The sequence below is a fragment of the Ramlibacter sp. genome (assembly GCF_035554825.1).
Classification (GTDB): Bacteria; Pseudomonadota; Gammaproteobacteria; order Burkholderiales; family Burkholderiaceae_C; genus Ramlibacter.
Window position 1 is genome coordinate 1 of the sequence record NZ_DATMHS010000023.1, and the last position, 22,594, is coordinate 22,594.

At 70.7% G+C, this 22,594-nt stretch carries 22 protein-coding genes; 8 read left to right on the forward strand and 14 right to left on the reverse strand.

What is annotated here, in order from left to right; all coding sequences use genetic code 11:
• Positions 1–132: 132 nt before the first annotated feature.
• The 5 genes from VNT59_RS01950 to VNT59_RS01970 are packed head-to-tail and all read left to right on the forward strand — an operon-like array spanning position 133 to position 5,813.
• Positions 133–972 carry a carbohydrate ABC transporter permease gene (locus VNT59_RS01950; protein WP_325496093.1) on the forward strand — a complete coding sequence of 280 codons (840 nt, stop codon included), beginning with the start codon at positions 133–135 and terminating at the stop codon, positions 970–972.
• On the forward strand, positions 969–2,027 hold the full coding sequence (locus VNT59_RS01955) for an ABC transporter ATP-binding protein (RefSeq protein WP_325496095.1): 1,059 nt from the start codon (positions 969–971) through the stop codon (positions 2,025–2,027). Before VNT59_RS01950 ends, VNT59_RS01955 begins: the two co-directional genes overlap by 4 nt.
• Positions 2,028–2,051: 24 nt before the next feature.
• Positions 2,052–3,692, forward strand: coding sequence for an arylsulfatase (locus VNT59_RS01960; protein WP_325496097.1), 1,641 nt, complete (start codon positions 2,052–2,054; stop codon positions 3,690–3,692).
• Complete coding sequence (locus VNT59_RS01965) at positions 3,689–4,639, forward strand: formylglycine-generating enzyme family protein (RefSeq protein WP_325496099.1); 951 nt, start codon at positions 3,689–3,691, stop codon at positions 4,637–4,639. Before VNT59_RS01960 ends, VNT59_RS01965 begins: the two co-directional genes overlap by 4 nt.
• Positions 4,620–5,813 (forward strand): anaerobic sulfatase maturase, encoded by a 1,194-nt coding sequence (locus VNT59_RS01970; protein ID WP_325496101.1) that lies wholly within the window; start codon positions 4,620–4,622, stop codon positions 5,811–5,813. Before VNT59_RS01965 ends, VNT59_RS01970 begins: the two co-directional genes overlap by 20 nt.
• Before the next feature lie 342 nt (positions 5,814–6,155).
• Here the strand turns inward: VNT59_RS01970 and VNT59_RS01975 are convergent, their stop codons facing one another.
• Positions 6,156–7,703: an altronate dehydratase family protein gene (locus VNT59_RS01975; RefSeq protein WP_325496102.1), complete on the reverse strand. Its 1,548-nt coding sequence runs from the start codon at positions 7,701–7,703 to the stop codon at positions 6,156–6,158.
• 290 nt (positions 7,704–7,993) lie between these two features.
• Between VNT59_RS01975 and VNT59_RS01980 the strand changes: the two genes are divergently transcribed.
• Positions 7,994–8,257 (forward strand): hypothetical protein, encoded by a 264-nt coding sequence (locus VNT59_RS01980; protein WP_325496104.1) that lies wholly within the window; start codon positions 7,994–7,996, stop codon positions 8,255–8,257.
• A 37-nt stretch (positions 8,258–8,294) separates the two neighbouring features.
• On the opposite strand, the gene VNT59_RS01985 is transcribed toward VNT59_RS01980, so the two are convergent.
• The 7 genes from VNT59_RS01985 to VNT59_RS02015 all read right to left on the reverse strand — a co-directional run bounded on the left by VNT59_RS01985 (position 8,295) and on the right by VNT59_RS02015 (position 12,748).
• Positions 8,295–9,647 (reverse strand): ATP-binding protein, encoded by a 1,353-nt coding sequence (locus tag VNT59_RS01985; RefSeq protein ID WP_325496106.1) that lies wholly within the window; start codon positions 9,645–9,647, stop codon positions 8,295–8,297.
• A complete protein-coding gene (locus VNT59_RS01990; RefSeq protein ID WP_325496231.1) occupies positions 9,644–10,315 on the reverse strand; it encodes a winged helix-turn-helix domain-containing protein in 672 nt (223 codons plus the stop codon). Before VNT59_RS01990 ends, VNT59_RS01985 begins: the two co-directional genes overlap by 4 nt.
• 33 nt (positions 10,316–10,348) lie before the next feature.
• Positions 10,349–11,074: a cytochrome b/b6 domain-containing protein gene (locus VNT59_RS01995; RefSeq protein ID WP_325496108.1), complete on the reverse strand. Its 726-nt coding sequence runs from the start codon at positions 11,072–11,074 to the stop codon at positions 10,349–10,351.
• Complete coding sequence (locus VNT59_RS02000) at positions 11,046–11,510, reverse strand: diheme cytochrome c (protein ID WP_325496110.1); 465 nt, start codon at positions 11,508–11,510, stop codon at positions 11,046–11,048. Before VNT59_RS02000 ends, VNT59_RS01995 begins: the two co-directional genes overlap by 29 nt.
• Before the next feature lie 11 nt (positions 11,511–11,521).
• Positions 11,522–11,944: a DUF1924 domain-containing protein gene (locus tag VNT59_RS02005; protein WP_325496112.1), complete on the reverse strand. Its 423-nt coding sequence runs from the start codon at positions 11,942–11,944 to the stop codon at positions 11,522–11,524.
• A 76-nt stretch (positions 11,945–12,020) separates the two neighbouring features.
• The gene (locus VNT59_RS02010) at positions 12,021–12,389 is read right to left on the reverse strand and encodes a hypothetical protein (protein ID WP_325496114.1); all 369 of its coding nucleotides are present in this window, start codon (positions 12,387–12,389) and stop codon (positions 12,021–12,023) included.
• 116 nt (positions 12,390–12,505) lie between these two features.
• On the reverse strand, positions 12,506–12,748 hold the full coding sequence (locus tag VNT59_RS02015; protein ID WP_325496116.1) for a DUF3079 domain-containing protein: 243 nt from the start codon (positions 12,746–12,748) through the stop codon (positions 12,506–12,508).
• Between the two features lie 298 nt (positions 12,749–13,046).
• Between VNT59_RS02015 and glgP the strand changes: the two genes are divergently transcribed.
• On the forward strand, positions 13,047–14,918 hold the full coding sequence (gene glgP, locus VNT59_RS02020; RefSeq protein ID WP_325496118.1) for an alpha-glucan family phosphorylase: 1,872 nt from the start codon (positions 13,047–13,049) through the stop codon (positions 14,916–14,918).
• 33 nt (positions 14,919–14,951) lie between these two features.
• Here the strand turns inward: glgP and VNT59_RS02025 are convergent, their stop codons facing one another.
• Positions 14,952–15,470 (reverse strand): cupin domain-containing protein, encoded by a 519-nt coding sequence (locus VNT59_RS02025; RefSeq protein ID WP_325496120.1) that lies wholly within the window; start codon positions 15,468–15,470, stop codon positions 14,952–14,954.
• Between the two features lie 172 nt (positions 15,471–15,642).
• Between VNT59_RS02025 and VNT59_RS02030 the strand changes: the two genes are divergently transcribed.
• Entirely contained in the window at positions 15,643–15,990 is a 348-nt protein-coding gene (locus tag VNT59_RS02030) for a hypothetical protein (RefSeq protein WP_325496122.1), read from the forward strand.
• 23 nt (positions 15,991–16,013) lie between these two features.
• On the opposite strand, the gene VNT59_RS02035 is transcribed toward VNT59_RS02030, so the two are convergent.
• The 5 genes from VNT59_RS02035 to VNT59_RS02055 all read right to left on the reverse strand — a co-directional run bounded on the left by VNT59_RS02035 (position 16,014) and on the right by VNT59_RS02055 (position 22,549).
• The gene (locus VNT59_RS02035) at positions 16,014–17,477 is read right to left on the reverse strand and encodes a D-aminoacylase (protein ID WP_325496125.1); all 1,464 of its coding nucleotides are present in this window, start codon (positions 17,475–17,477) and stop codon (positions 16,014–16,016) included.
• Between the two features lie 199 nt (positions 17,478–17,676).
• Complete coding sequence (locus VNT59_RS02040) at positions 17,677–18,651, reverse strand: tripartite tricarboxylate transporter substrate binding protein (protein ID WP_325496126.1); 975 nt, start codon at positions 18,649–18,651, stop codon at positions 17,677–17,679.
• Positions 18,652–18,749: 98 nt separating this feature from the next.
• Positions 18,750–19,916 (reverse strand): M20 family metallopeptidase, encoded by a 1,167-nt coding sequence (locus VNT59_RS02045; protein ID WP_325496128.1) that lies wholly within the window; start codon positions 19,914–19,916, stop codon positions 18,750–18,752.
• Between the two features lie 66 nt (positions 19,917–19,982).
• Positions 19,983–20,957, reverse strand: a complete 975-nt coding sequence (locus VNT59_RS02050; protein ID WP_325496130.1) for a tripartite tricarboxylate transporter substrate binding protein — start codon at positions 20,955–20,957, stop codon at positions 19,983–19,985.
• 194 nt (positions 20,958–21,151) lie between these two features.
• Complete coding sequence (locus tag VNT59_RS02055) at positions 21,152–22,549, reverse strand: FAD-binding oxidoreductase (RefSeq protein WP_325496132.1); 1,398 nt, start codon at positions 22,547–22,549, stop codon at positions 21,152–21,154.
• Positions 22,550–22,594: the final 45 nt, after the last annotated feature.

The window sequence follows — 22,594 nt, forward strand, 5'->3', positions numbered from 1 at the left end:
GATCCTCAACCTGTACGCGTACCGCACCTCGTTCACCGAATTGAACCTGGGCTACGGCGCGTCGCTGGCGATGGTGCTGCTGGGCATCACGCTGGCGGTCTCGTATTTCATGTTCCGCCTGCGGAGGGCCAGGTGAAAGGCGGCGCACTGCGGCGCATGGCGCTGGCGGCCGTGGCCGGCCTGATGCTGGCGGTCTGGGCCTTCCCGGTGGTCTGGGGCCTGCTCACGTCGTTCAAGACCGAGCGCGACGTGCTCGCCTATCCGCCGGTCTGGCTGTTCCAGCCGACGCTGGACAACTACCGCGAGGTGCTGTTCGGCACCTCCTCGATCCTGCCCAACCTGTGGTCCAGCATCGTCGTGGCGACCGCCTCCACCGTGCTGACCATGCTGATGGCCGTGCCGGCGGCGTACGCGCTGGCGCGGCTGCGCTACCCAGGCAAGAAGCTGTCCGGCTTCTACGTCCTGGCCACGCAGATGCTGCCGCCGGTGGGCCTGATCATTCCCTACTACCTGGTGCTGCAGAAGATCGGCATGCTGGACAGCTACAGCGGCCTGACGGCGATCTATCTGACCTTCTCGCTGCCGTTCGCCGTCTGGCTGATGGTCTCGTACTTCGAGGACGTCCCATACGAGATGGAGGAGGCCGCGCTGCTCGATCGGGCCGGCCGGCTGCGCACCCTCTGGTACGTGATCCTGCCGCAGGTCGGCGGCGGGATCGCCGTCACCACCGTGTTCGTGTTCCTCAATGCCTGGAACGAGTTCCTGTTCGCCGTCGTGCTGGGCGGCAACAACGTGCGGCCGGTCACGGTCGCCATGTTCAATTTCATATCCGTGGAGCAGACCCAGTGGGCGCGCCTGGCGGCCGGGGCCATGCTGGCCATGGCGCCGGTGATCCTGATCGGGCTGCTCGCGCAGCGCCACATCGTGAAGGGACTGACGGTGGGCGCCGTGAAGGGAGGAGGCCGCCGATGAATCAGTCCGCCAACGTCCGGCTCGAAGGTGTCGTCAAGAAGCACGGCAGCTTCACGGCGCTGCACGGGGTCGACCTGGAGATCCGCCCGGGCGAGTTCTTCGCCCTGCTGGGGCCGTCCGGCTCGGGCAAGACCACCACCTTGCGCATCCTGGCCGGGCTGGAGCCGGTCAACGCCGGCCGCGTGCTGATGGACGGCGCCGACGTCACCAACAGCCAGCCCGGCGAGCGTGACGTCGCCATGGTGTTCCAGAGCTACGCGCTGTATCCGCACATGACGGTGGCCGGCAACATCGGCTTTCCGCTGCGGATGGTCGGCCGCCCGCAGGCGGAAATCGACGGCGCGGTGCGGGAGGCGGCCGACAAGGTCGATATCGGCCACCTGCTGGATCGCCGCCCGGGCCAGCTGTCGGGCGGCCAGCAGCAGCGCTGCGCCCTGGCGCGCGCCATCGTGCGCCATCCGCGGCTGTTCCTGCTGGACGAGCCGCTGTCCAACCTGGACGCCAAGCTGCGCCTGGAAACCCGGGCCGAGCTGCGCAAGCTGCAGCGCTCGCTGGGCGTCACGGCCGTCTACGTCACGCACGACCAGGAAGAGGCGATGACCGTGGCCGACCGCATGGCGATCTTCATGGAAGGCCGCATCGTGCAGACCGGCACCCCCAAGGAAGTGTTCATGAAGCCGGCCAGCGTGGCGGTGGCCGGCTTCATCGGCACGCCGCCGATGAACCTGCTGCCGGGCGCGCTCGCCGGCGACCAGCTGCTGGTGGCCGGCACCCACCTGCCGCTGCCCGGCGGCGCCGGCCGCGCCGACCGCGACGTGACGCTGGGGGTGCGGCCCGGCGACCTGCGGATCGCGCCGCAAGGCATCCCGGCGCAGGTGGAGCTGATCGAGGACTACGGCGACAGCACGATCGTCGACCTCGACGTGCAGGGCCGGCGCGTGAAGCTGCGCGCCGGTCCCCGCCCCGGCGTGGCCGAAGGCGATGCCGTGTTCCTTTCGTTCGACCCCGACAGCGCGCACCTGTTCGACCGCGCCTCGGGGCTGCGCATCCAGTAGCAACCCACCGAAGGTGACGACTCCATGACCGACAAGCCGAACATCCTGCTCATTCTCAACGACGACATGGGCTACTCCGACATCGGCTGCTACGGCGGCGAAGTCGAGACGCCCAACCTGGACCGGCTGGCACGCAACGGCATCCGCTTCTCGCAGTTCTACAACACGGCGCGCTGCAGCCCGTCGCGCGCCTCGCTGCTGACGGGCCTGCATCCGCACCAGACCGGCATCGGCGTGCTGACCTACAACATGGGCCCGGAAGGCTATGCCGGCAACCTGAACCGCCGCTGCGTCACCATCGCCGAGGCGCTCAAGGCCAGCGGCTACCGCAGCTACCTCAGCGGCAAGTGGCACGTGGCGGGTAACCTGACGCAGCCCACCGACAGCTGGCCGCTGCAGCGCGGCTTCGACGAGTTCTACGGCACCATCATCGGCGCCGGCAGCTTCTACGACCCGAACACGCTGACGCGCGGCAACAGCAACATCGAGCACGAGGCCAAGGCGCCGGGCTTCTTCTACACCGACGCGATCAGCGACAACGCGGTGGAGTTCATCCGCCGCCACCGGCGCGAGCACGCGGGGACCCCGTTCTTCCAATACGTCGCCTACACGGCGCCGCACTGGCCGCTGCACGCCCACGACGAGGACATCGCCAAGTACAAGGGGCGGTTCGACCAGGGCTGGGACAAGCTGCGCGAGGAGCGGCTGGAGCGGCTGGTGAAGTCGGGCATCCTCGACCGGGCCTGGCCGCTGACGGACCGCGACCCGACCCAGCCGGCGTGGACGCAGGCGCAACACAAGGAGTGGCTGCTGCGCTGCATGGAGGTGTACGCCGCGCAGATCGACCGCATGGACCAGGGCATCGGCCGGATCCTGCGCAGCCTCGAGGAGACCGGCCAGCTGGACAACACGCTCGTCATCTTCCTGTCCGACAACGGCGCCTGCGCCGAGGACATCCCGGACAACCTCACCGTCGACGAGCTGGTGAACAAGCTGATGATCGCCAAGGAGCGCACCCGCGGCGGCGAGCCGGTGCAGTTCGGCAACGACCCGGCGCTGATGCCGGGGCCGGAGAATACCTACCAGAGCTACGGGCGGGCCTGGGCCAACCTGTCGAACTCGCCGTTCCGCCTGTACAAGCACTGGATCCACGAGGGCGGCATCTCGACGCCGCTGATCATGCACTGGCCGGCGGGCACCGGGCAGCGCAATGCGATCCGCCACACGCCCGGCTACCTGCCCGACATCATGGCCACGGTGCTGGACGTGACGGGCACGCCCTACCCGCGCGAATGGCAAGGGCAGCCGATCGAGCCGCTGGAAGGCCACAGCCTGCTGCCGGCGCTGAGCCGCGAACTGCCCTCGCGGCCGCCGATGTTCTGGGAACACGAGGGCAATGCCGCGGTGCGCATCGGCAAGTGGAAGCTGGTGCGCAAGTATCCCGACCCCTGGGAGCTGTACGACATGGAGCTCGATCGCACCGAGTTGAACGACGTGGCCGCGCAGCATCCGGACCGGGTCAAGGACATGCTGGCGCAGTACGACGCGTGGGCCAGGCGCTGCGGCGTGATCCCCAAGGAGCGCATCGACCAGCTGCTGCGCGAGCAGCAGGTGCCGACGGCGTTCTGGGAGCGCGACGACTTCAAGGCCCCGTACCTGCCGTGAACGGCCATGCCTGCTGCGTGCCGGCGCGGCCGGCGGCGGCGCCGGCCGGCCCGGTCGCCGCAGGCGCAGGCGTGGGCGCGGCGCGTGCCGCGGCCGGGCTGCTGGCGCTGGCCGGCGGCGAATTCGCCATGGGCGCCGACGACCGCGAAGGCTTTCCGGCCGACGGCGAGGGGCCGGCCCGGCGCGTGTCGCTGCGCCCCTTCCGCATCGCCGCGGCGGCGGTGACCAACGCGGAATTCAGCGCCTTCGTGCGCGCGACCGGCTACGTCACGCAGGCCGAGGAAGTCGGCTCGTCGTTCGTGTTCTACCTGCAGGTGGCGCCGGCGCTGCGCGCGGCCATCCGCCAGGTGCCGTCGGGGCTGCCCTGGTGGCTGGAGGTCGCCGACGCCTGCTGGCAGCGGCCGGCGGGCCCGGGATCGCACATCCGCGACCGGATGGACCATCCCGTGGTGCATGTGTCGTGGCACGACACGCAGGCCTATTGCGCCTGGGCCGGCGTGCGGTTGCCCAGCGAAGCCGAGTGGGAGTTCGCTGCCCGCGGCGGGCTGGCGGGCCGGCGCTATCCCTGGGGCGACGAGTTGGGCGGCGATCCGCCGTGCAACATCTGGCGCGGCGCCTTTCCCAACCAGCCGGCGCCGGGCTGGCAGCCGGGCACCGTGCCGGCGCGCTCGTTCGCGCCGAACGGCCTCGGCCTCTTCAACGCGGCGGGCAACGTGTGGGAGTGGTGCGCGGATTGGTTCAGCCCCGACTACCATCGGGCGACCGCCGCCGCCGATCCGCTGCAGACGCAGGAAACCGGCCGCCGGTCCAGCCGCGGCGGCTCGTTCCTGTGCCACGACTCCTACTGCAACCGCTACCGCGTCGCGGCGCGCGGCTCCAACACGCCCGACAGCTCGGCCAGCAACTACGGCTTCCGGGTGGCTGCCGATGCTGAACAGCACGGCTGACGCTGCGGGCGGCCCGGCCTCGCATCCGTTCCACGTGATGGCGAAGCCGGCGGGCCCGGCATGCAACCTGCGCTGCGACTACTGCTTCTACCTGGAGAAGGAGCAGATGTTTGCGCCGCGCCAGCCGCGCCGCATGGACGAGCGGACGCTGGAGGCGTTCGTGCGGCAGTACATCGAGGCCCAGCCCGGCGAGCGGGTCGTCTTCGCCTGGCAAGGCGGCGAGCCCACGCTGCTGGGCGTCGACTGGTATCGCCGCGCGCTGGCGCTGCAGCGCCGCCACGGGCGCGGCCGGCGGATCGAGAACACCCTGCAGACCAACGGCACGCTGCTCGACGACGAATGGGGCGCCTTCCTGAAGGAGAACGGGTTCCTGGTGGGGATCAGCATCGACGGGCCGCCGGCGTTGCACGACCGGTCGCGGGTGGACGCGAACGGGCGCCCGTCCTCGGCCCGCGTGCAGGCGGGCATCGAGGTGCTGCGACGGCATGCGGTGCCGTTCAACACGCTCACCTGCGTCAGCGCGGCCAACGCGCATGCGCCGCTGGCGGTGTACCGGTATCTCAAGGAGATCGGCTCGCGCCACCTGCAGTTCATCCCGGTGGCGGAGCCGCGCCCGGGACAGCGCGGCGCGGCCACCCCGCCGTCGGTGAGCGGCGCCCAGTGGGGCCGCTTTCTGATCGCGATCTTCGACGAGTGGGTGCGCAGCGACGTGGGCGAGGTCTACGTCGACATGTTCGACCTGAGCCTGGCGAAATGGCTGGGCATTGCCGGCGGCCTGTGCGTCCACGCCGAAACCTGCGGCGACGCGCTCGCGATCGAACACGACGGCTCGGTCTATTCATGCGACCACTACGTGGGTCCCGAGCACCGCCTCGGCTGGATCCACGAGCAGCCGCTGGCGCAACTGGCCGGGAGCGCGCAGCAGACGCGGTTCGGCCAGGACAAGGCGCACCGGCTGCCCGAGGCCTGCTATGCCTGCCCGGTGCTGTTCGCATGCAACGGCGGCTGCCCCAAGCACCGCTTCGCGGGCATCGATGGCCGGCACAACCACCTGTGCGAAGGCTACCGCGCCTACTTCACGCACGTCGGCGGCCCGATGCAACTGATGGCGGACCGCTACCGCCGCGGCGAGAGCCCTGCCGGCGTAACCCGACAGCCGAACGCCAGTCAGTAACCCAACAGCCGAACGCAGAGGTCGCAAAGGTACGCAGAGGGCGCAGAAGAATTCAAGGAGAAAAGAGAAAGAACGAGCTTCTTTTCTTCCGTCCATTATTTTTCTCTTCGGCGGCCTCCGGTAACCCAACAGCCGAACGCAGAGGTCGCAAAGGTACGCAGAGGTCGCAGAAGAATTCAGGAAGAACAGGGAAAGAACGAGCTTCTTTCTTCCATCTTTTCTTCTTTCTCTTCTGCGGCCTCTGCGTCTTCTGCGGCCTCTGCGTTCGGCTGTTGGGTTTGCTGCTGGTGTGCTGTCGGGTGTGCTGTCGGGTGTGCTGTCGGCGCCGGCTGCTGGGTCCGCTCAGCTCATGATCCCCACCTGCCATGGCACGAACTCGTGGTCGCCCAGGCCCAGCAGCTCGCTCTTGCTGCGCTCGCCGGAGGCGGTGCGCAGGAACAGCTCGAAGATCCGCTGGCCCATCTCCTGCACCGAGGCCGTCCCGTCCAGGATCTCGCCGCAGTTGATGTCCATGTCCTCTTCCAGCTTGCGGTACATCGGCGTGTTGGTCGCCAGCTTGATGCACGGCGCCGGCTTGGAGCCGAACATCGAGCCGCGGCCGGTCGTGAAGGCGATCAGGTTGGCGCCGCCCGCGATCTGGCCCGTCGCCGACACCGGATCGAAGCCGGGCGTGTCCATGAACACGAAGCCCTTGGCCGTCACCGGCTCGGCGTAGCGGTACACCGCCATCAGCGGACCGGTGCCACCCTTCATCGAGGAGCCGAGCGACTTCTCGAAGATGTTGGCCAGCCCGCCGACCTGGTTGCCCGGACTCACCTGGCCGTTGATCTGCACGTCGCGGCCGGGCGAATACACGTCCTTCCACCAGCGCACCCGCTCGATCAGCTGCTCGCCGACGGCGCGGCTGGCGGCGCGGCGCGTCAGGGTGTGCTCCACGCCATAGATCTCCGGCGTCTCCGACAGGATGCCGGTGCCGCCGTGGCGCGCCAGGATGTCGACCGCCGCGCCCAGCGCCGGGTTGGCGGTGATCGAGGAGAAACCGTCCGAGCCGCCGCATTGCAGGCCGACGCACAGGTGGCTCGCCGGCACGGTCTGGCGGCGCGCCCGGTTCGCCTCCGGCAGCAGCGCCTTGACCGCCGCGATGCCGGCCTCGATCGTCTTGCGGGTCCCGCCGGTTTCCTGCATCACGAAGGTGTGCAGCTTGGGCCCGGGCGCGAGCTGTTCCTGGTCCAGCAGGCCCTGGAGCTGGTTGCGCTCGCAGCCCAGGCCGATCACCAGCGCCGCGGCCAGGTTGGGATGGCGCGCGTAGCCGGCCATGGTCCGGCGCAGCAGCTGCATCGGCTCGCCGGTCATCTCCATGCCGCAGCCGATGCCATGGGCGAAGGCGACGACGCCGTCGACGTTGGGATAGTCGGCCAGGCGCTCCGGCGTGAACCACTCCGCGATCTTCTTGACCACGGTGGCCGAGCAGTTCACGGTCGACAGGATGCCGATGAAGTTGCGGGTGCCGACCTGGCCGTTCTCGCGCAGGTAGCCCGCGAAGGTGGCGCGCCCGGATTCGGGCAGCAGCTGCACCGGCTCGAACTCGGTGGCGTGCGCGTAGTCGCGGTCGAACTCGCGGAATTCGGTGTTGTGGCTGTGGACCATCGCACCGGGCTCGATGTCCGCGCTGGCGAAACCGACGGTGGTGTTGTACTTCAGGATCGGCTCGCCCCTGGCGATCCGGCGCGCCGCGATCTTGTAGCCGGCCGGGGTCTGGCTGCGGCTGACGAAGCGCTCCGCCGGCACCTCGGTGCCGATGCCCATGTCCAGGCGCGCGACGACGATGTTGTCGTTGGGATGGAGGCGGATCACCGGGCCGATGATGCGTTTGCCGGAAGCGATGGTCATGACGTGGCGCCTGCGTGCGATGGAAGCGGACGATTCTAGGGCGGGGCGCCAGCGGCGCGAAGCGGGCCATCGCCGCGGCATGGCCTGCGCCGGGGCGCTGCGGTCCGTGGCCGGCGGGCGTCGAGCCCGTGACAAGTTCACAGGTTCCGAGCCCATCCGGCGCCCGCGACGGCGGCGCTGCCGCGCGCCGCCGTCTGCTTTCTTGACGACCATCAAGGTGGCGGCACGCCCGCCTGGGCATCGGTGTCACACAGGAGAACAATAGTTCGCTCTTGTGGCGGAGGTACGGTATGGCTGCTGCTGACTGGTTCGATCGATGGCGCGCTGCCGATCGTGTCGCCGCGCTCGCAGCCAGGGCCATGGCGGACAAGTCGATGCAGGCGCTCGAAGGCCGCGGCGAGCCGCCCTCGCTGGCCGAGGCGGCCCAGCTCAAACGGCTGCACCGCCACGCCAACCGCCTGCTGCAGGCGGCGCTGGCGCGCTTGCAGCGCGCCGTGCATGCGAACTCCCATCGGCCCGGGGCCGGCCGGCCGGGCGGCGACTGGCCGTTCTAGGGAAGCTCGGACCCAATCCTGCCGCGCGCGCCGCGATCTATTCGGAACTTCCCTCAGCCGCCGCGAACGCGACCCGCACCGCGAGGCCGCCCAGCGCCGGCGAACGCTGGAGCGAGACCTCGGCGCCGTGGGCGGCGGCGATGCGGCGCACGATCGACCAGCCCAGGCCGCTGCCGCTTTCCTCGCTGCCGGGCACGCGGAAGAAGCGCTGTCCCAGCCGCTGCCGGTCCGCCTGGTCCAGGCCGGGCCCGCTGTCCTGGACCTCCAGCACGATCCGTGCTCCGTCGCGCGCGACCCGCACCTGCACCCGTGCGCCGCGCGGGCTGTAGCGCACCGCGTTGTCGACCAGGTTGCGCGCCAGCGCCTGCAGCAGCGCCTCGTCGCCGGCCACGACGCAGCCCGGGGCCGCATCGAGCTCGATCGCCTGCTGCTTGCCGACGGCCCTGGGCGCGACTTCGGCGACGGCGCGCTGCACCACCGGCGCCAGCTCCGTGCGCTGCCGCGGACCCGGCGACTCCGCTTCCAGCCGCGACAGCGTGAGCAGCTGCTCCACCAGCCGCGCGGCGCGATCGCAGCCGGCCAGCGTCGATTCCAGCGCGTGCCGCCGCAGCGTGTCGTCGGGCTCGCCCAGCGCCACCTGGGCCTGGGCCCGGATCGCGGCGATCGGCGTGCGCAGCTCGTGCGCCGCGTCGGCCGTGAAGCGGCGCTCCGATTGCAGCAGCTCGGCGATGCGCGCGAGCAGGCCGTCGAGCGCGGCCAGCAGCGGCGTCATTTCGGACGGCGCATCGGCGATCCGCACCGGCTGCAGGTCGTGCGCCGGGCGCTCGGCCAGGGTGCGGCCCAACCGGCGCAGCGGCGCCAGGCCCTGGGCGACGGCCCACCACACCGCCAGCGCCAGCAGCGGCAAGGCGACCAGCATCGGCCACGAGGTGCTGCGCAACACGGCGCGCAGGATCGAGGCGCGCGAGGCCACCTGCTCGCCGACATACACCTGCACGTCGCGCTCGGCGCCGTGGGTCGCGAACACGCGCCAGGCGGTGCCGTCCACCGACACGGTGCGAAAGCCCTGCTGCAAGCGATCGCCGGCCGCCATCGGCCACGCCGGCGCGTTGGCCGAGCGCAGCACCAGCCGGCCGTCGTGAAAGACCTGGAACGCCACCTTGGGCGCATACCGGTGCAGCGATGGCGCGTCCACGTCGTGCGCCTCCTCGAGATCGGCCTGCTGCACGACCAGCAGCGCGGCGGCCTGTGCCAGATGGCTGTCCAGCAGTTCGTCCAGCTCGTGCCTGGCGTCGACCCAGGTCATGACCGACGTGCTGGCCCAGACCAGCAGCACCAGGCCGAGCACGAGCGCCAGCAGCCGGCCCTGCAGCGACTGCGGCCGCCTCATGGCGCGGGCGCGTCCTTGGCGATCAGGTAGCCGACGCCGCGCACGGTCTGGATCAGGCCGGCCCCGAGCTTGCGCCGCAGGTGGTGCACGTGCACCTCGACGGCATTGCTCTCCACTTCCCGACCCCAGCTGTACAGGTGCTGCTCCAGCTGCTCGCGCGACAGGACGCGTCCCGCATGCAGCATCAGCACGTGCAGCAGGTCGAATTCGCGCGGCTGCAGCATCACGGCTTCGCCCTCGCGCAGCACGGTGCGGCCGGCCGGATCGAGCACGATGCCATTGGCGGCCAGGCGTTCCTGGGGTTGCCCGTGGGCGCGGCGCACCAGGGCCCGCAGGCGCGCGGCCAGCTCGTGCAGGTCGACCGGCTTGACGACGTAGTCGTCGGCGCCGCGGTCGAGCCCCTCGATCCGATCGGCGATCGCGTCGCGGGCCGTGAGCACCAGCACCGGCACGGTCACGCCGGCCCGGCGCACCGCCGTCAGGACGTCGATGCCATCCCGCAGCGGCAGCCCCAGGTCGAGCACGGCGGCGGCGTACGGCTCGGCGCGCAGTTCGCGCTCGGCGGCGTCGCCGGTACGCACCCAGTCGACCTGGAAGCCGAGCTGGCGCAGCCCGGCGCGCAGCCCGTCGCCGAGCAGCGGATCGTCTTCGACCAGCAGGATGCGCATCGTGTTCGCGGCGTGGGCTGACGGCACGAGGCCTCAGTCGTCCTCGTCGTCGCCCGCCATTTTCCCCCACGCCGGGGCCGGGCCCGCCAGCAGGCCGGCAGCGGCCGGCGCCTGCCACTGCAGCCACCAGAAACCGAGCACGGCCACCAGCAGCACCGCGGCGACGCTGCGCCATGCGCTGCGGATGCCGGCGGCCGGCGGCGCCGCCTTGCGCCCGGTCACCATCGAGGCGACGAGGTTCTCGCGATGCAGCCAGCTGCTGAGGGCGACGGCCGCCACGTGCACGCCCACCAGGACCAGCATGACGGTCGCGGCCCCTTCATGCACCTCCTCGACCCAGTGGCCGGCGAGTTCCTGGTAGCCGGCCCAGCCCGTGAACGCCACGGCCACGGCCAGCAGCAGCAGCGCGACGATGGCCAGCGCGCCGGCCGGGTTGTGGCCCACGTGGTGCTCGGGCCGGCCGCGCACCAGCGAGCCGAGGTAGCGGGTGACCGCGGCGCGGCCGCGCACGAAGCTGGCGAATCGGGCGTGGCGCGTCCCGATCAGGCCCCAGAGGACGCGGAAGGCGACCAGCCCGGCCATGGTGTAGCCCAGGGTCACGTGCGCCAGGCGCCAGCGCTCGCTCTCGGCGGTGAGCCAGGCGCCCGCGAAGCTGAGCACCAGCAGCCAGTGGAACACCCGGACCGGGGCGTCCCAGACCAGGACCTGGCGCGGCGCGTCGGCGCTCGCCTCAGCGCGGAATGCGGACTCGGTGTTCATCGAAATCTCCTTCGGCGGCCCGCGCGTGGCAGGCGGAACAGTTGGCGGTGCTCTTGACGGCCGGCCGCTGCCACGCAGCGGCGGGCACCTCGTGGTGCTCGCGGACGAACCAGGCGGAGCGGGTGATCCGGTCTTCGGGCGGCGCCGCGCGCACGCGCCCCGAGGTGCCGGCGTTGGCGGCGACCCAGGATGCCAGCGCCCGGGTGGTCGCGGCGTCGAGCGAGGCGTCGGCGCCGAAGTGGTGCTGCAGGTTGCCCATCAGGCGCTGCCACGATGCCGCCGGCAGCATGGCGGGCGGATAGGGCAGGTGGCAGGCGCCGCATTCCTGCCGGTAGGCAGGCGCGAGCTGGGCCGGGCGCGCGTGCTCGTCGCCGGCGTGGGCGGCGGCGGCCAGCGCGGCCGCGACGGCCGCCAGCAAGGCGGCTGGGATCCTCATGGCTGCCGCGTTCATGGCTTGAGCGTCAGCAGCCATGACAGCACGTCGGCCTTCTCGCCGGCGCTGCATTCGCGGCCGGCGACATCGTTGCAGTTGCGGCGGAACCACTTCTCGACCCGGGCCGGATCGGTGAAGCGGCCGGCGCCGAAGGCCGGCGCCAGCGCGGCGATGCGCTTGCCGGTCGACGCGTGCTTGCCGTCGGCGGTGGGCGGCACGCCGTGGCAGGACGCGCAGCTCCACTCGCGGCCGTGGGTGGCGCCGAAGAACTGCTGGCCGCGCGCGGGCGAGGGCGCCGCCCTGGCCTCGGCGGCATAGCCGGCGAGCAGCTCCTGCGGCGTGGCCGCGCCGGCGCCGCTCGCCGCAAGCGCGGCCAGCAGCAAGGCGCCGGCGGCGCGACCGGCCGCCGGCAATGGCTCAGGGAATGGATGGTTCATGGCAACTCCTGGAGTCGCCATGGTCGGAGGGCGGTCTTATCGCTGTCTTAACCCGGCCCGCCTGCTCGGTGCGGGGCTATTTCGCGGTGCAGGGCTTTTCGAGATGCACGCCCTGGGCCATCTGCGAATTGGCCTTCTGGCAGTTGGCGAGGTCGGCGTAGTGCGCCTCGACCATCAGGTCGGGCGGGTTGTACCAGAGCGTCGCGCGGGCCTGCAGCCTGGCGGCCGTGGAGTCGGGTTCGCATTTCGCGTTGCGGCTGGCGACCGATTCGACCTGTCGGCAGAAGCTCTCGGAGGGGTAGTCGATCTGCATCGTCGGCGCGCCGGCGGCGTCGCGATAGACCAGGTACTTGCCCCAGGACACCGCCTTGGGCTGGTTGGCGCAGCCGGCGAGCGCCAGGGCGGCCGCGGCCAGGAGGAAGGGGAAACTCGATCGCGTGGGCATGGATTCTCCGCGGGCCTTCGGCGAAGCGGCCCGGTCAGCCGGCGTTGTACGCGATCCGGCCGGGCGGCGGGTGCCGGCGTAACCAGGCGCGACCGCCGGCTCTGCCGGTCGCGCGTTCAGTCCTTGGTGCGCACGATGCTGATCGGAGCGGGGCTGCGGGCCGGGCGCGCCAAGGGGTCCGGCTCCGGCCGCACCGGATCGAGCCCCCAGCTGTCCCAGTCCTCGCCGAAGATCTCGCTCGGATGCTGGGTGCGCTCGGAGCCGTTGCCGCACTGCAGGTCGTCGGCGGGGCAGTACTTGTCGCAGCCCCAGCAGGTGCGCTCGGGGTGGGCGGGGTTGATCGGGAATTTCTTGGCCATTCGAGGCAGCCGCCCGCCGCGGAGGGTCGCGGCGCCGGCGTGCGGGAAACATGCATATTGTGCGCACCTTCAAGCCGGCGGCGTTTGCGCTAGCGCAAGCCGGCGTCAAAAGGCCGGGTTCGGCCCGGTGCCAGGCCGATCCGCCAGGACGCCGGCACGGCGCGCCGGGCAAGGCACTGGCGCCCAAAGAAACAGTCGGCAGCAGCTATAGTGCCTCCTCCTCCGCGCGGCGGCAGCGCCGGTCCGGCACCGGCGCGGCCAGCCGCCCGCGATCGAACCAACGAGAAAGGCTTTTGTTGTGAAAACAAGTGCGACGGATCCCGTTTGCGGCATGACGGTGCTGCCCGACAGTCGGCTCTCGGCGCACTACAAGAAAAAGCCCGTGTATTTCTGCTCGGCGTACTGCCGCGAGAAGTTCGCCGCGCAACCCGAGCGCTACCTGCCCGCGCTGGTGGCCTCCAGCGCCGACCAGGACAAGGCGCAGCGGCGCATCGCCTACTTCTCGATGGAAGTGGCGGTGCAGTCCGACATGCCGATCTATTCGGGCGGCCTGGGCGTGCTCGCCGGCGACATGCTCAAGTCCTGCGCCGACCTGCGGCTGCCGCTGGTGGCCGTCTCGCTGCTGTACCGCAAGGGCTATTTCGACCAGTCGCTCGACGCCGCCGGCACCCAGAAGGAAGCGCCCGTCCAGTGGGAGGTGGAGAAGTTCGTGCAGCCGCTGGCGGCGACGATCGAGCTGGAGATCGAGCGCCGCACGGTCAAGGTGCGCGCCTGGCAATACACCGTCGCCGGCCAGACCGGCCACGACGTGCCGCTGATCCTGCTGGACACCGACCTGGAAGGCAACGCGCCCGAGGACCGGGCGCTGGTGCACCACCTCTATGGCGGTGACCAGAAATACCGGCTGGCGCAGGAAGTGCTGCTGGGCATCGGCGGCGTGAAGATGCTGCGCGCGCTGGGCTACGGCGGGCTGCAGAAGTACCACATGAACGAGGGCCACGCCAGCCTGCTGGTGCTGGAGCTGCTGGGCGAAGGCAATTGGCACCGGGACGCGCCTGACTTCGCCAGCGTGCGCAACCGCTGCGTGTTCACCACCCATACGCCGGTGCCGGCCGGCCACGACCATTTCGACCACGAGCTGCTGGAGCAGGTGCTGCCGCCCGGGATCCCGCGCTCGCTGCTGGAGATGCTGGGCGGTCGCGACGAGCTCAACATGACGCGGCTGGGCTTCAACCTCAGCCGCTACGTCAACGGGGTGGCCAGGCGGCACGGCGAGGTCTCGCGCGAGATGTTCCCCGGCTACTCGATCAGCCACATCACCAACGGCGTGCACTCGGCCACCTGGACCTGCGAGAGCTTTCGCCGGGTCTACGACCGGCACCTGCCGGGCTGGTCCAACGACCCCGCGATGCTGCGCCATGCGATCGGCATCCCGCGCCAGGCGTTCTGGGACGCGCACCAGGAGGCCAAGGGACGGCTGATCGCGCTGGTGCGCGAGCGCAGCGGCGTGGCGCTCGACCCGCAGGCGCTGACCATCGTCTTCGCCCGGCGCGCCACCGCGTACAAGCGGGCCGACCTGGTGTTCAGCGACGTCGAGCGGCTGCGCAAGATCGCCCGGGCCGCCGGGCCGCTGCAGTTCGTGTTCGCCGGCAAGGCGCACCCGCGCGACGTCGACGGCAAGAAGCTGATCAAGCGCGTGGTGGGCGTCTCCCGGAAGATGGCGGGCGACGTGTCCATCGTGTACCTGGAGAACTACGACATGGACCTCGCCAAAGTGCTGGTGGCGGGCGCCGACATCTGGCTGAACACGCCGCAGCGCCCGCTGGAGGCCTCGGGCACCTCGGGCATGAAGGCGGCGCACAACGGCGTGCCGAGCTTCAGCACGCTGGACGGCTGGTGGCTGGAGGGGCACGTCGAAGGACTCACCGGCTGGTCGATCGGCTCGCCCGAGGCCGGCCGCTACGACGCGGGCAAGGCCGACGCCGCCAAGGTGAACCGGCAGGACGCCGAGGACCTGTACCGCAAGCTCGAGCGCGACATCATGCCGGTGTACTACGGGCGGCGCGAGCAGTGGGTGGACATCATGCGGTCGGCGGTCGCGCTGAACGCGTCGTACTTCAACACCCACCGCATGGTGCAGGAGTACGCCACCAACGCCTATCTCCGCTAGCGACGCTCCGCGGCCGGTCGCGGCCGGTGCTTCCTACACGCCGCCGCGCGGGTGCGTGGGATCGACCCACAGCACCTGCTCGGGCGGCTCGGCCGGCTCGATGTCGAGGTTGATCGCCACGGCTTCGCCGTCGCTGCGGCACAGCACGCACTCCAGCGCCTCGCTCGGGCTGGCGTTGATCTCCTGGTGCGGCACGTAGGGCGGCACGTAGATGAAGTCGCCCGGCCCGGCCTCGGCCGTGAACTCGAGGTGCTCGCCCCAGCGCATCCGCGCGCGGCCCTTGACGATGTAGATCACGCTCTCCAGATGCCCGTGGTGGTGGGCGCCGGTCTTGGCATTGGCGTGGATCGTCACCGTGCCGGCCCACAGCTTCTGCGCGCCGACGCGGGCCAAATTGATGGCGGCGCGCCGGTCCATGCCCGGCGTCTGCGCGGTGTTGGCATCGAGCTGGTTGCCGGGGATCACGCGCACGCCGTCGTGCTTCCAGGGCGCCGCCTCGGGCGGATGGTCGTGATCGTGCGGGTGCGGATGGTCGTGGCCGTGGGTGCTCATGGCCGCCAGACTACACGGCCCGGGCCGGCCGCTGCGGCGGCAGGGACAAGCCGCGCTCCACGGATGGGCGAGCCCCACCGCGGGCCAGCCGCCCGCGCTTGACCCCGGTCATGGAAATCGATGCCCGGCGACCTAGCGTTCGCTTGCCGCCCAACGCACGCCGGAGACTCACGTGAAAACCGTTCCCGCCCTGTTGCTCGCCGCCTGCTGCACCTCCGCCGTCGCCTGCGACCGGCTCGATGCCACGCAGGTGCTGGCCGCCATGGCCGACATGGGAGCCGCCTGGAGCGAACAGGGCGGCACGGTGGCGCTGGAGCTGGGGCCCGCCTGGGACGGCGCGGCCGACCCGCAGCGGCTGCGCCTGCTGGGCGCCTTCGCGGCCAGCGACGCCTGCCTGGCCGGCCAATCGCGCCGGATCAGCTTCCACCGCCGCGGCCAGCTGGTGGGACTGGCCGCGGGCGGGGCCGTGCAACTGGTCGGTGCCGGCGTGCGGCGCGCCGCGGTCGTGGCCTGCCCCTGAGCGGGGCCGGGCGACCGCGAAACTCAGGCCGCCGCCTTGGCGTGGGTGAGCACGCGCCCGGGGTGCGCCCCGGTGGAGCGGCCGTCGCGCCACACCACCACGCCGTTGACGATCACCTGCTCGATGCCGCGCGCCGGCGCGATCGGATGCTCGTAGCTGGCGGCTTCGTCCACCTGGTCGGCGTCGAACAGCGTCAGGTCGGCAAACGCGCCTTCGCGCAGCACGCCGCGGTCGGGCAGGCCGAAGTTCCTGGCCGTGAGACCGGTCATCTTGTAGACCGCGGTCTCCAGGCCGAACAGGCCGAGCAGGCGGCCGTAGTGGCCGAGGACGCGCGGGAAGGTGCCCCACAGCCGCGGGTGCGGCGACGAGTCGTGCGGCAGGCCGTCCGAGCCGATCATGGTCTCGTCGAACTTGAGGATGCGCTGCACGTCCTTCTCGTCCATCCGGAAGTAGATGGCGCCCGCCGGCAGCAGCCGGCCGATCGCCTCTTCCTCGCTGACGCCCATCTGCGCGGCGATGTCGGACAGGTCCTGGCCGGCGTACTGCGGCAGCGACTTCGACCAGGTGACGATGGTGCGGGCGGAGCCCTTGGCGCGGTCGACCGACAGCACCGTGGAACCGGCGGTGTAGGGATAGCAGTCGAGGCAGATCGGCTGCTGGGCCATGTTCTTGCGGATGAAGGCGAGCGTCTCCTCGGAGCGGCCGTGGTTGTTCTCGCCGACCACCTTGTGGTGCGAGATCACCACCGGCACGCCGACTTCGCGGCCGATGCGGAAGGTCTCCTCCAGCGAATCGATCACGCGATCGCCTTCGTTGCGCATGTGGGTGCAGTAGATGCCGCCGTGCTCCTTGAGCGGCTGGCAGGCCTCGATCACTTCCTCGGTCGGCGCGGCGATCGCCGGCTCGTAGAACAGGCCGGTGGACACGCCGATCGCGCCGGCTTCCAGCGCTTCGTCGACCAGCTCGCGCATCCTGGCGATCTGCTCCCGGTTGGCCGGCTGGCCCAGGTCGTCCATCGTGACCACGCGCAGCGTCGTGTGGCCCACCAGCATGGCGCAGTTGGTCGCCGCCGGCTGCCGGCGCAGCGCGTCGAGGTATTCGGCGAAGGTCTTGAAGCGGAACCACTCGCCCTTGCTGTCGAGCAGGTTCAGCGGCGGCGTGACCGGGTTGGGAATCGGCCGCGGCATCGGCGCCAGCGAAATCCCGCAGTTGCCGCCGATCACGGTGGTGACGCCCTGGCTGACCTTGGGCGCCATGTCCGGGTCGGACAGCATCGCGCGGTCGTCATGGGTGTGGGCGTCGATGAAGCCGGGCGCGGCGACGCGGCCGGCCAGGTCGATCTCGGTCGTGCCCTTGGCCGCCGACAGGTCGCCGATGCGGGCGATGCGGTCGCCGCGGATGCCGATGTCGCCCTGGTAGCGCGGCGAGTTGGTGCCGTCCACGATGGTGGCGTGGCGGATGAGGAGGTCGTAGTGGTCTTGTTGCATGGAATCGGTCTATGCGCCGCCCCACCGAGGAGACGGGGCGAGAGATACCTGAACGCAGAGGTCGCAAAGGATACGCGGAGGACGCAGAGCAAACCGCCTTTCAAATGGCTGTTCTTTGCGCTCCCTGCGTCACCTTTGCGTTCGCTGCGTTCAAGAAGGAGGCTCCCACAGCCCGATCGCGGGCAAGGGAGCGGGGCCGTCAGTCGAGCTTGGCGCCCGAGAACTTGATCACCTGCGCCCACTTCGCCGTCTCGCGGCGGGCGTGCTCGCGGAATTCCTCGGGCGAGCTGGCGTCGGGCTCGGCGCCCAGCGCCTTGAAGCGATCCTTCACGGCGGGGCTCGCCAGCGCCGCGCGCATTTCCTTGTTCAGGCGCTCCACCACGTCCTTGGGCATGTTGGCCGGGCCCATCAGGCCGCCCCAGGAGATCACCTCGAAGCCCTTCACGCCGGACTCGTCCAGCGTCGGCACGTCCGGATAGGACGGCGAGCGGGTCTTGGACGACACCGCCAGCGCGCGCACGCGGCCGGCCTGCGCCGCCGGTCCGGCGATCGGCGTGTTGGACATCATCAGCTGGATCTGGCCGCCCTGCAGGTCGGTGAGCGCGGCCACGGTCGCCTTGTAGGGCACGTGCAGCAGGTGGGTGCCGGTCATCGACTTGAACAGCTCGACGCCCAGGTGGTCGGTGGTGCCGTTGCCGCCGGAGCCGAACGCGATCTTGCCGGGGTTCTTCTTGGCGTAGGCGATCAGCTCCTTGACGTTCTTCACCGGCAGGTCGTTGTTCACGATCATCATGTTGACGACCTTGAACGAATTGCCGATCAGCGTCAGGTCCTTGTCGACGTCGTACGGCACGTTGGGCAGCAGGCCGCGGTTGGTGGCCAGCGAGACGATGTTGCCGTAGGCCAGCGTGTAGCCGTCCGGCGGCGCCTTCACCGTCTCCATGGTGCCGATGACGTAGGAGGCGCCGGGCTTGTTGTCGATGACGAAGGGCACGCCCATCTGCACGGACATCTGCTGGGCCAGGGTGCGCATCAGCACGTCGGGCGCGCCGCCGGGCGCCGAGGGCACGATCAGCCGGATCGGCTTCTCGGGATAGGCCGCGGCTGCCGGCAGGGAAAGGGCCGCGACCGCGGCGAGGCACAGGGAGACGAGAAGAGGGCGACGAATACGCATGGGAGCTCCGGAAAAAGACCTGTTCTTGTATGCGAAAACGCTGCACCGCAGCATCGGGGCTATCCCGCAGCGCATGCCCACCGGCGCGGCGCCGTACGTCATGACGAACTCTTCAGTACGCGCAACGCGGTCAGCGCGATCGCCTGCGCGCGCGGCACCATGGTGCTCACCTTCAGCCATTCGTCGGCGGTGTGCACCTTGCCGCCGACCGGGCCGGTGCCGCACAGGGTCGGAATGCCGGCGGCGGCGGTGAAGCCCGAGTCGGCGGAGCCGCCGCTGAACTCGCCGCCGGCCGCGAATCCGAGCGCGGCCGCCGAATCCACATAGGTCTCGAACAGCGCGCGGCTGGCCGCCGACTGCACCAGCGGCAGGAAATAGCGCTGCTGGCGGATGTGCGCGCAGGTGCCCGGCACCTCCACCGAGGCGATGATCGCCGCCAGTTTGGCCTGCACGTCGTCCATCGCTTCCCGGGTCTTGAAGCGCACGTCGATCGACGCCGCGGCCAACGGGGCGACGGTGTTGACGGAACTGCCGCCGCTGATCAGGCCGACGTTCACCGTGGTGCCCGACTCGTAGTCGGTGAGCCGGTGCAGCTGCACCACCTTGCGGCAGATCGCCTCGATGGCGCTGGCGCCCTCGTGGTGGTTGCCGCCGGAGTGCGCGGGAATGCCGGTGACCTCGCAGTCGACGAACATCGCGCCCTTGCGCCCGGTCACCACGTTGCCGCTCGGCCGGCCCGGCTCGCCGTTGAGCACCACGCGGGCGTCGCGCGCGTTGGCCTCGATGAAGGCGCGCGACGCCGGCGAGGCGATCTCCTCGTCGGACGTGTACAGCGCCGCGATCGGCATCGGCAGTCCGGCCCGGGCGAAGGCCGAGAGCACGAACGAGTTGACGACCAGCCCGGCCTTCATGTCGGCCACGCCCGGGCCGTAGGCCGTGTCGCCGTCGATGCGGAACGGGCGCTGGGCGGCCGTGCCTTCGGCGAACACCGTGTCGCAGTGGCCCATCAGCAGCACCGGCCGGCCGGCGCCGCCCGGCACCGCCGCGCGCATGCAGTCGCCGGCGCTCTCGTTGCGATGGACCTGGCAGGCGACGCCGTGCTGCTCCAGGTGGCCGCGCAGCTGCGCCACGACGGCGTCCACGCCGGGCTTGCAGTAGCTGCCCGAATCGATGTTCACCAGCCGGCGCAGCAGGTCGAGCATCTGGTCGTGCGCGCCGGCGAGCCAGGACAGCACCTGCTGCTCGCGATCGGTGAGTGTTTCCATGTTCGATGCCTCGGTGGAAAAGAAAAGGGCGTGTCGACCACGCCCCGTGACGGCCCGCGCCGGCGGTCAGGCCTTGATGCCGGCCTCGTCGATGACCTTCGAGTACTTGGCGAACTGGTCGCTGATGTGGGCCGAGAACTGCGGCGGCCCCATCAGGTAGGGGTCCAGCCCGATCGCCAGCAGCTTCTTCTTCACCTCGGCATCGGCCAGCGCCTTGTTGGCGGCATCGGCCAGCTTGGCCACGGCGTCGCGCGGGGTGCCCGCCGGCGCCACCAGGCCGAACCAGGCCGCCGCTTCGTAGCCGGCGATCCCGGACTCGGCCACCGTCGGCACCTGCTTCATCGAATCCAGGCGCTGCAAGGTGGTCACGGCCAGCGCGCGCAGCTTGCCGGCCTCCAGGAAGCTGTTCATCTCGGACACGTTGGCCAGCACGGTGTCGACATGGCCGGCCAGCACCGCGTTGACGGCCGGCGCGCCGCCGGCGAACGGCGTGTAGATCAGCCTGATGCCGGCCGCGCGCTGCAGCATCTCGCCGGCGATGTGCTGGGTGGTGGCCGGGCCCACCGTCGCATACGACAGGGTGTCGGGCTTGGCCTTGGCGGCCGCGATCCAGTCCTTGAAGGTCTTGTACGGGCTGGCGGCGTTGACCGCGATCACCTGCGGCGAGTTGGTCAGGCAGGCCACCGCCTCGAAGGCCTTCAGCCCCTCGTAGGGCAGCGTGCTGCTGTGCAGCTTGGCGTTGATCACGAAGCTGTTGGCCATCAGCAGCAGCGTGTGGCCGTCGGCCGGCGCCTTGGCGACGAAACCGGTGCCGATGATCGTGCCGCCGCCCGGCTTGTTCTCGATCACGACCGGCTGGCCCAGCGTCTGCGACATGTGCTGGCCGATCAGGCGGGCCTGGATGTCGCCGGTGCCGCCGGCCGTCCAGGGCACGATGATCTTGACGGGTTTGGCGGGAAAGGCCTGCGCGAAGGCGGCGGGCGCGATGCCCGTGCCGATGGCGGCTGCGCCGGCAGCCAGGAGTTCACGGCGATTCAGCATGTCGAAGTCCCCAGTTGATGCGCGCGAATTGTGCGTGCAGCGGGTGCCGTTGTCATTGGCGTTTTGCCGGGGGCAGCGGCCCGCTGCCGGCCGATGCAGCCGCTGGATCGAGAACTTTCTTCCTGCCCGCCGCGCCGGATGCGTACCACCGACTCCGTTGCGCCGGCGCGGGTGGTGTTGTCCCCGGCGCCCGATCACGCGGGGCGGTGCGCCAGCACCCGGCCGCGATTGAGCAGGTGCCCCGGGTCGAGCGCGTTCTTCAGCGCGTGCATGGCGGCGATCTCCTGGGCGCTGCGCGAATGCGGCAGGAACTCGCGCTTGGAGACGCCGATGCCGTGCTCGGCCGAAATCGAGCCGTGGTACTCGCCCACCAGCCGGTAGACCGCTTCCTGGATCGCCTGGAAGGTCGCCGGCTGGTCCGGTGGCTGGTGCACGGCCAGGTGCAGGTTGCCGTCGCCCAGGTGGCCGTACACCACGGTGTCGCAGCGCGGATCGATGGCGCGCACCGCCGCTTCGAACCTCGGCACGAAATGCTCCATGGCGGCGATCGGCAGGCTGACGTCGAACGGCACCGCCGGCATCAGCGTGCGCGAGACCTCGACCGAGATGTCGCGCAGCTTCCACAGCGCCTCGTTCTCGGCGCCCGACTTGGCGATGACGGCATCCGACACGGTGCCGTCTTCCAGCACCAGCTGCAGCAGCCCCTCGAGGTTGGCCGCGCCGCCGGTGCCGGCGCTGGAGGTCTCGATCAGCGCGTAGTACGGCTGGCCCGGCGGCAGCGGCGCCGCCTTGCCGACGATCCCGAGCGCGCGCGAGAAGTAGGAGTCCCACATCACCTCGAACGCGGTGAGCTCGCCACCCAGGCGCTGGCGCGCCTGCCGCAGCAGGGCCCGCACCTGGGCGAACTCGCCCAGCGCGCACAGCGCCACGGTGCGCTCGCCCGGTTTGGGCACCAGCCGCAGCACGGCGCGCGTCACCACCCCCAGGATGCCTTCGCTGCCGATGAACAGGTGCTTGAGATCGATGCCGGTGTTGTTCTTGATCAGCGGCTTGAGCCCGTCCAGGACGGTGCCGTCCGCCAGCACCGCCTCCAGCCCCACCACCAGTTCGCGCGTCATGCCGTAGCGGATCACGCGGTTGCCGCCGGCATTGGTGGAGATGTTGCCGCCGACGGTGCAGCTGCCGCGCGCGCCGAGGTCGAGCGGGAACATCAGCCCGGCCGCATCCAGCCGCTCCTGCAGCGCCTGCAGCACGACGCCGCCCTGCACCGTGGCCATCGCGGCATCGGCGTCGATGTTCTCGATCGCATTCATGCGTTCCATCGACAGGACCACCTCGCCCTGGCACGGCACGTGCGACTGCACCAGGCCGGTGCGCCCGCCCTGGGTCACCACCGGGATGCCGGCGGCATGGCAGATCGCGAGCGCCCGCGACACCTGCTCGGTGCTGGCCGGCCGCAGCACCGCCAGCGGCAGCGCCCCGCGCGTGCCCTTGATGTCCACGAGGTAGCGCTCCTCGGTGTCCGCCCCGGGCACGAAGCCGCGCGGCCCGAGTTCCTGCTGCAGCGCCTGGAGCGCGTCACGGGTATCCATCCTTGCCTCCATGGGCCGCGACGGCGGCGGCCGTGTCAAAAATAC

Coding starts and splice junctions, on each gene's coding strand:
- VNT59_RS01955 (WP_325496095.1), top strand. CDS start 969: ATGAATCAGTCCGCCAACGTCCGGCTCGAAGGTGTCGTCAAGAAGCAC.
- VNT59_RS01960 (WP_325496097.1), top strand. CDS start 2,052: ATGACCGACAAGCCGAACATCCTGCTCATTCTCAACGACGACATGGGC.
- VNT59_RS01970 (WP_325496101.1), top strand. CDS start 4,620: ATGCTGAACAGCACGGCTGACGCTGCGGGCGGCCCGGCCTCGCATCCG.
- VNT59_RS01975 (WP_325496102.1), bottom strand. CDS start 7,703: ATGACCATCGCTTCCGGCAAACGCATCATCGGCCCGGTGATCCGCCTC.
- VNT59_RS01980 (WP_325496104.1), top strand. CDS start 7,994: ATGGCTGCTGCTGACTGGTTCGATCGATGGCGCGCTGCCGATCGTGTC.
- VNT59_RS01985 (WP_325496106.1), bottom strand. CDS start 9,647: ATGAGGCGGCCGCAGTCGCTGCAGGGCCGGCTGCTGGCGCTCGTGCTC.
- VNT59_RS01990 (WP_325496231.1), bottom strand. CDS start 10,315: ATGCGCATCCTGCTGGTCGAAGACGATCCGCTGCTCGGCGACGGGCTG.
- VNT59_RS01995 (WP_325496108.1), bottom strand. CDS start 11,074: ATGAACACCGAGTCCGCATTCCGCGCTGAGGCGAGCGCCGACGCGCCG.
- VNT59_RS02000 (WP_325496110.1), bottom strand. CDS start 11,510: ATGAGGATCCCAGCCGCCTTGCTGGCGGCCGTCGCGGCCGCGCTGGCC.
- VNT59_RS02005 (WP_325496112.1), bottom strand. CDS start 11,944: ATGAACCATCCATTCCCTGAGCCATTGCCGGCGGCCGGTCGCGCCGCC.
- VNT59_RS02010 (WP_325496114.1), bottom strand. CDS start 12,389: ATGCCCACGCGATCGAGTTTCCCCTTCCTCCTGGCCGCGGCCGCCCTG.
- VNT59_RS02015 (WP_325496116.1), bottom strand. CDS start 12,748: ATGGCCAAGAAATTCCCGATCAACCCCGCCCACCCCGAGCGCACCTGC.
- VNT59_RS02025 (WP_325496120.1), bottom strand. CDS start 15,470: ATGAGCACCCACGGCCACGACCATCCGCACCCGCACGATCACGACCAT.
- VNT59_RS02035 (WP_325496125.1), bottom strand. CDS start 17,477: ATGCAACAAGACCACTACGACCTCCTCATCCGCCACGCCACCATCGTG.
- VNT59_RS02040 (WP_325496126.1), bottom strand. CDS start 18,651: ATGCGTATTCGTCGCCCTCTTCTCGTCTCCCTGTGCCTCGCCGCGGTC.
- VNT59_RS02045 (WP_325496128.1), bottom strand. CDS start 19,916: ATGGAAACACTCACCGATCGCGAGCAGCAGGTGCTGTCCTGGCTCGCC.
- VNT59_RS02050 (WP_325496130.1), bottom strand. CDS start 20,957: ATGCTGAATCGCCGTGAACTCCTGGCTGCCGGCGCAGCCGCCATCGGC.
- VNT59_RS02055 (WP_325496132.1), bottom strand. CDS start 22,549: ATGGATACCCGTGACGCGCTCCAGGCGCTGCAGCAGGAACTCGGGCCG.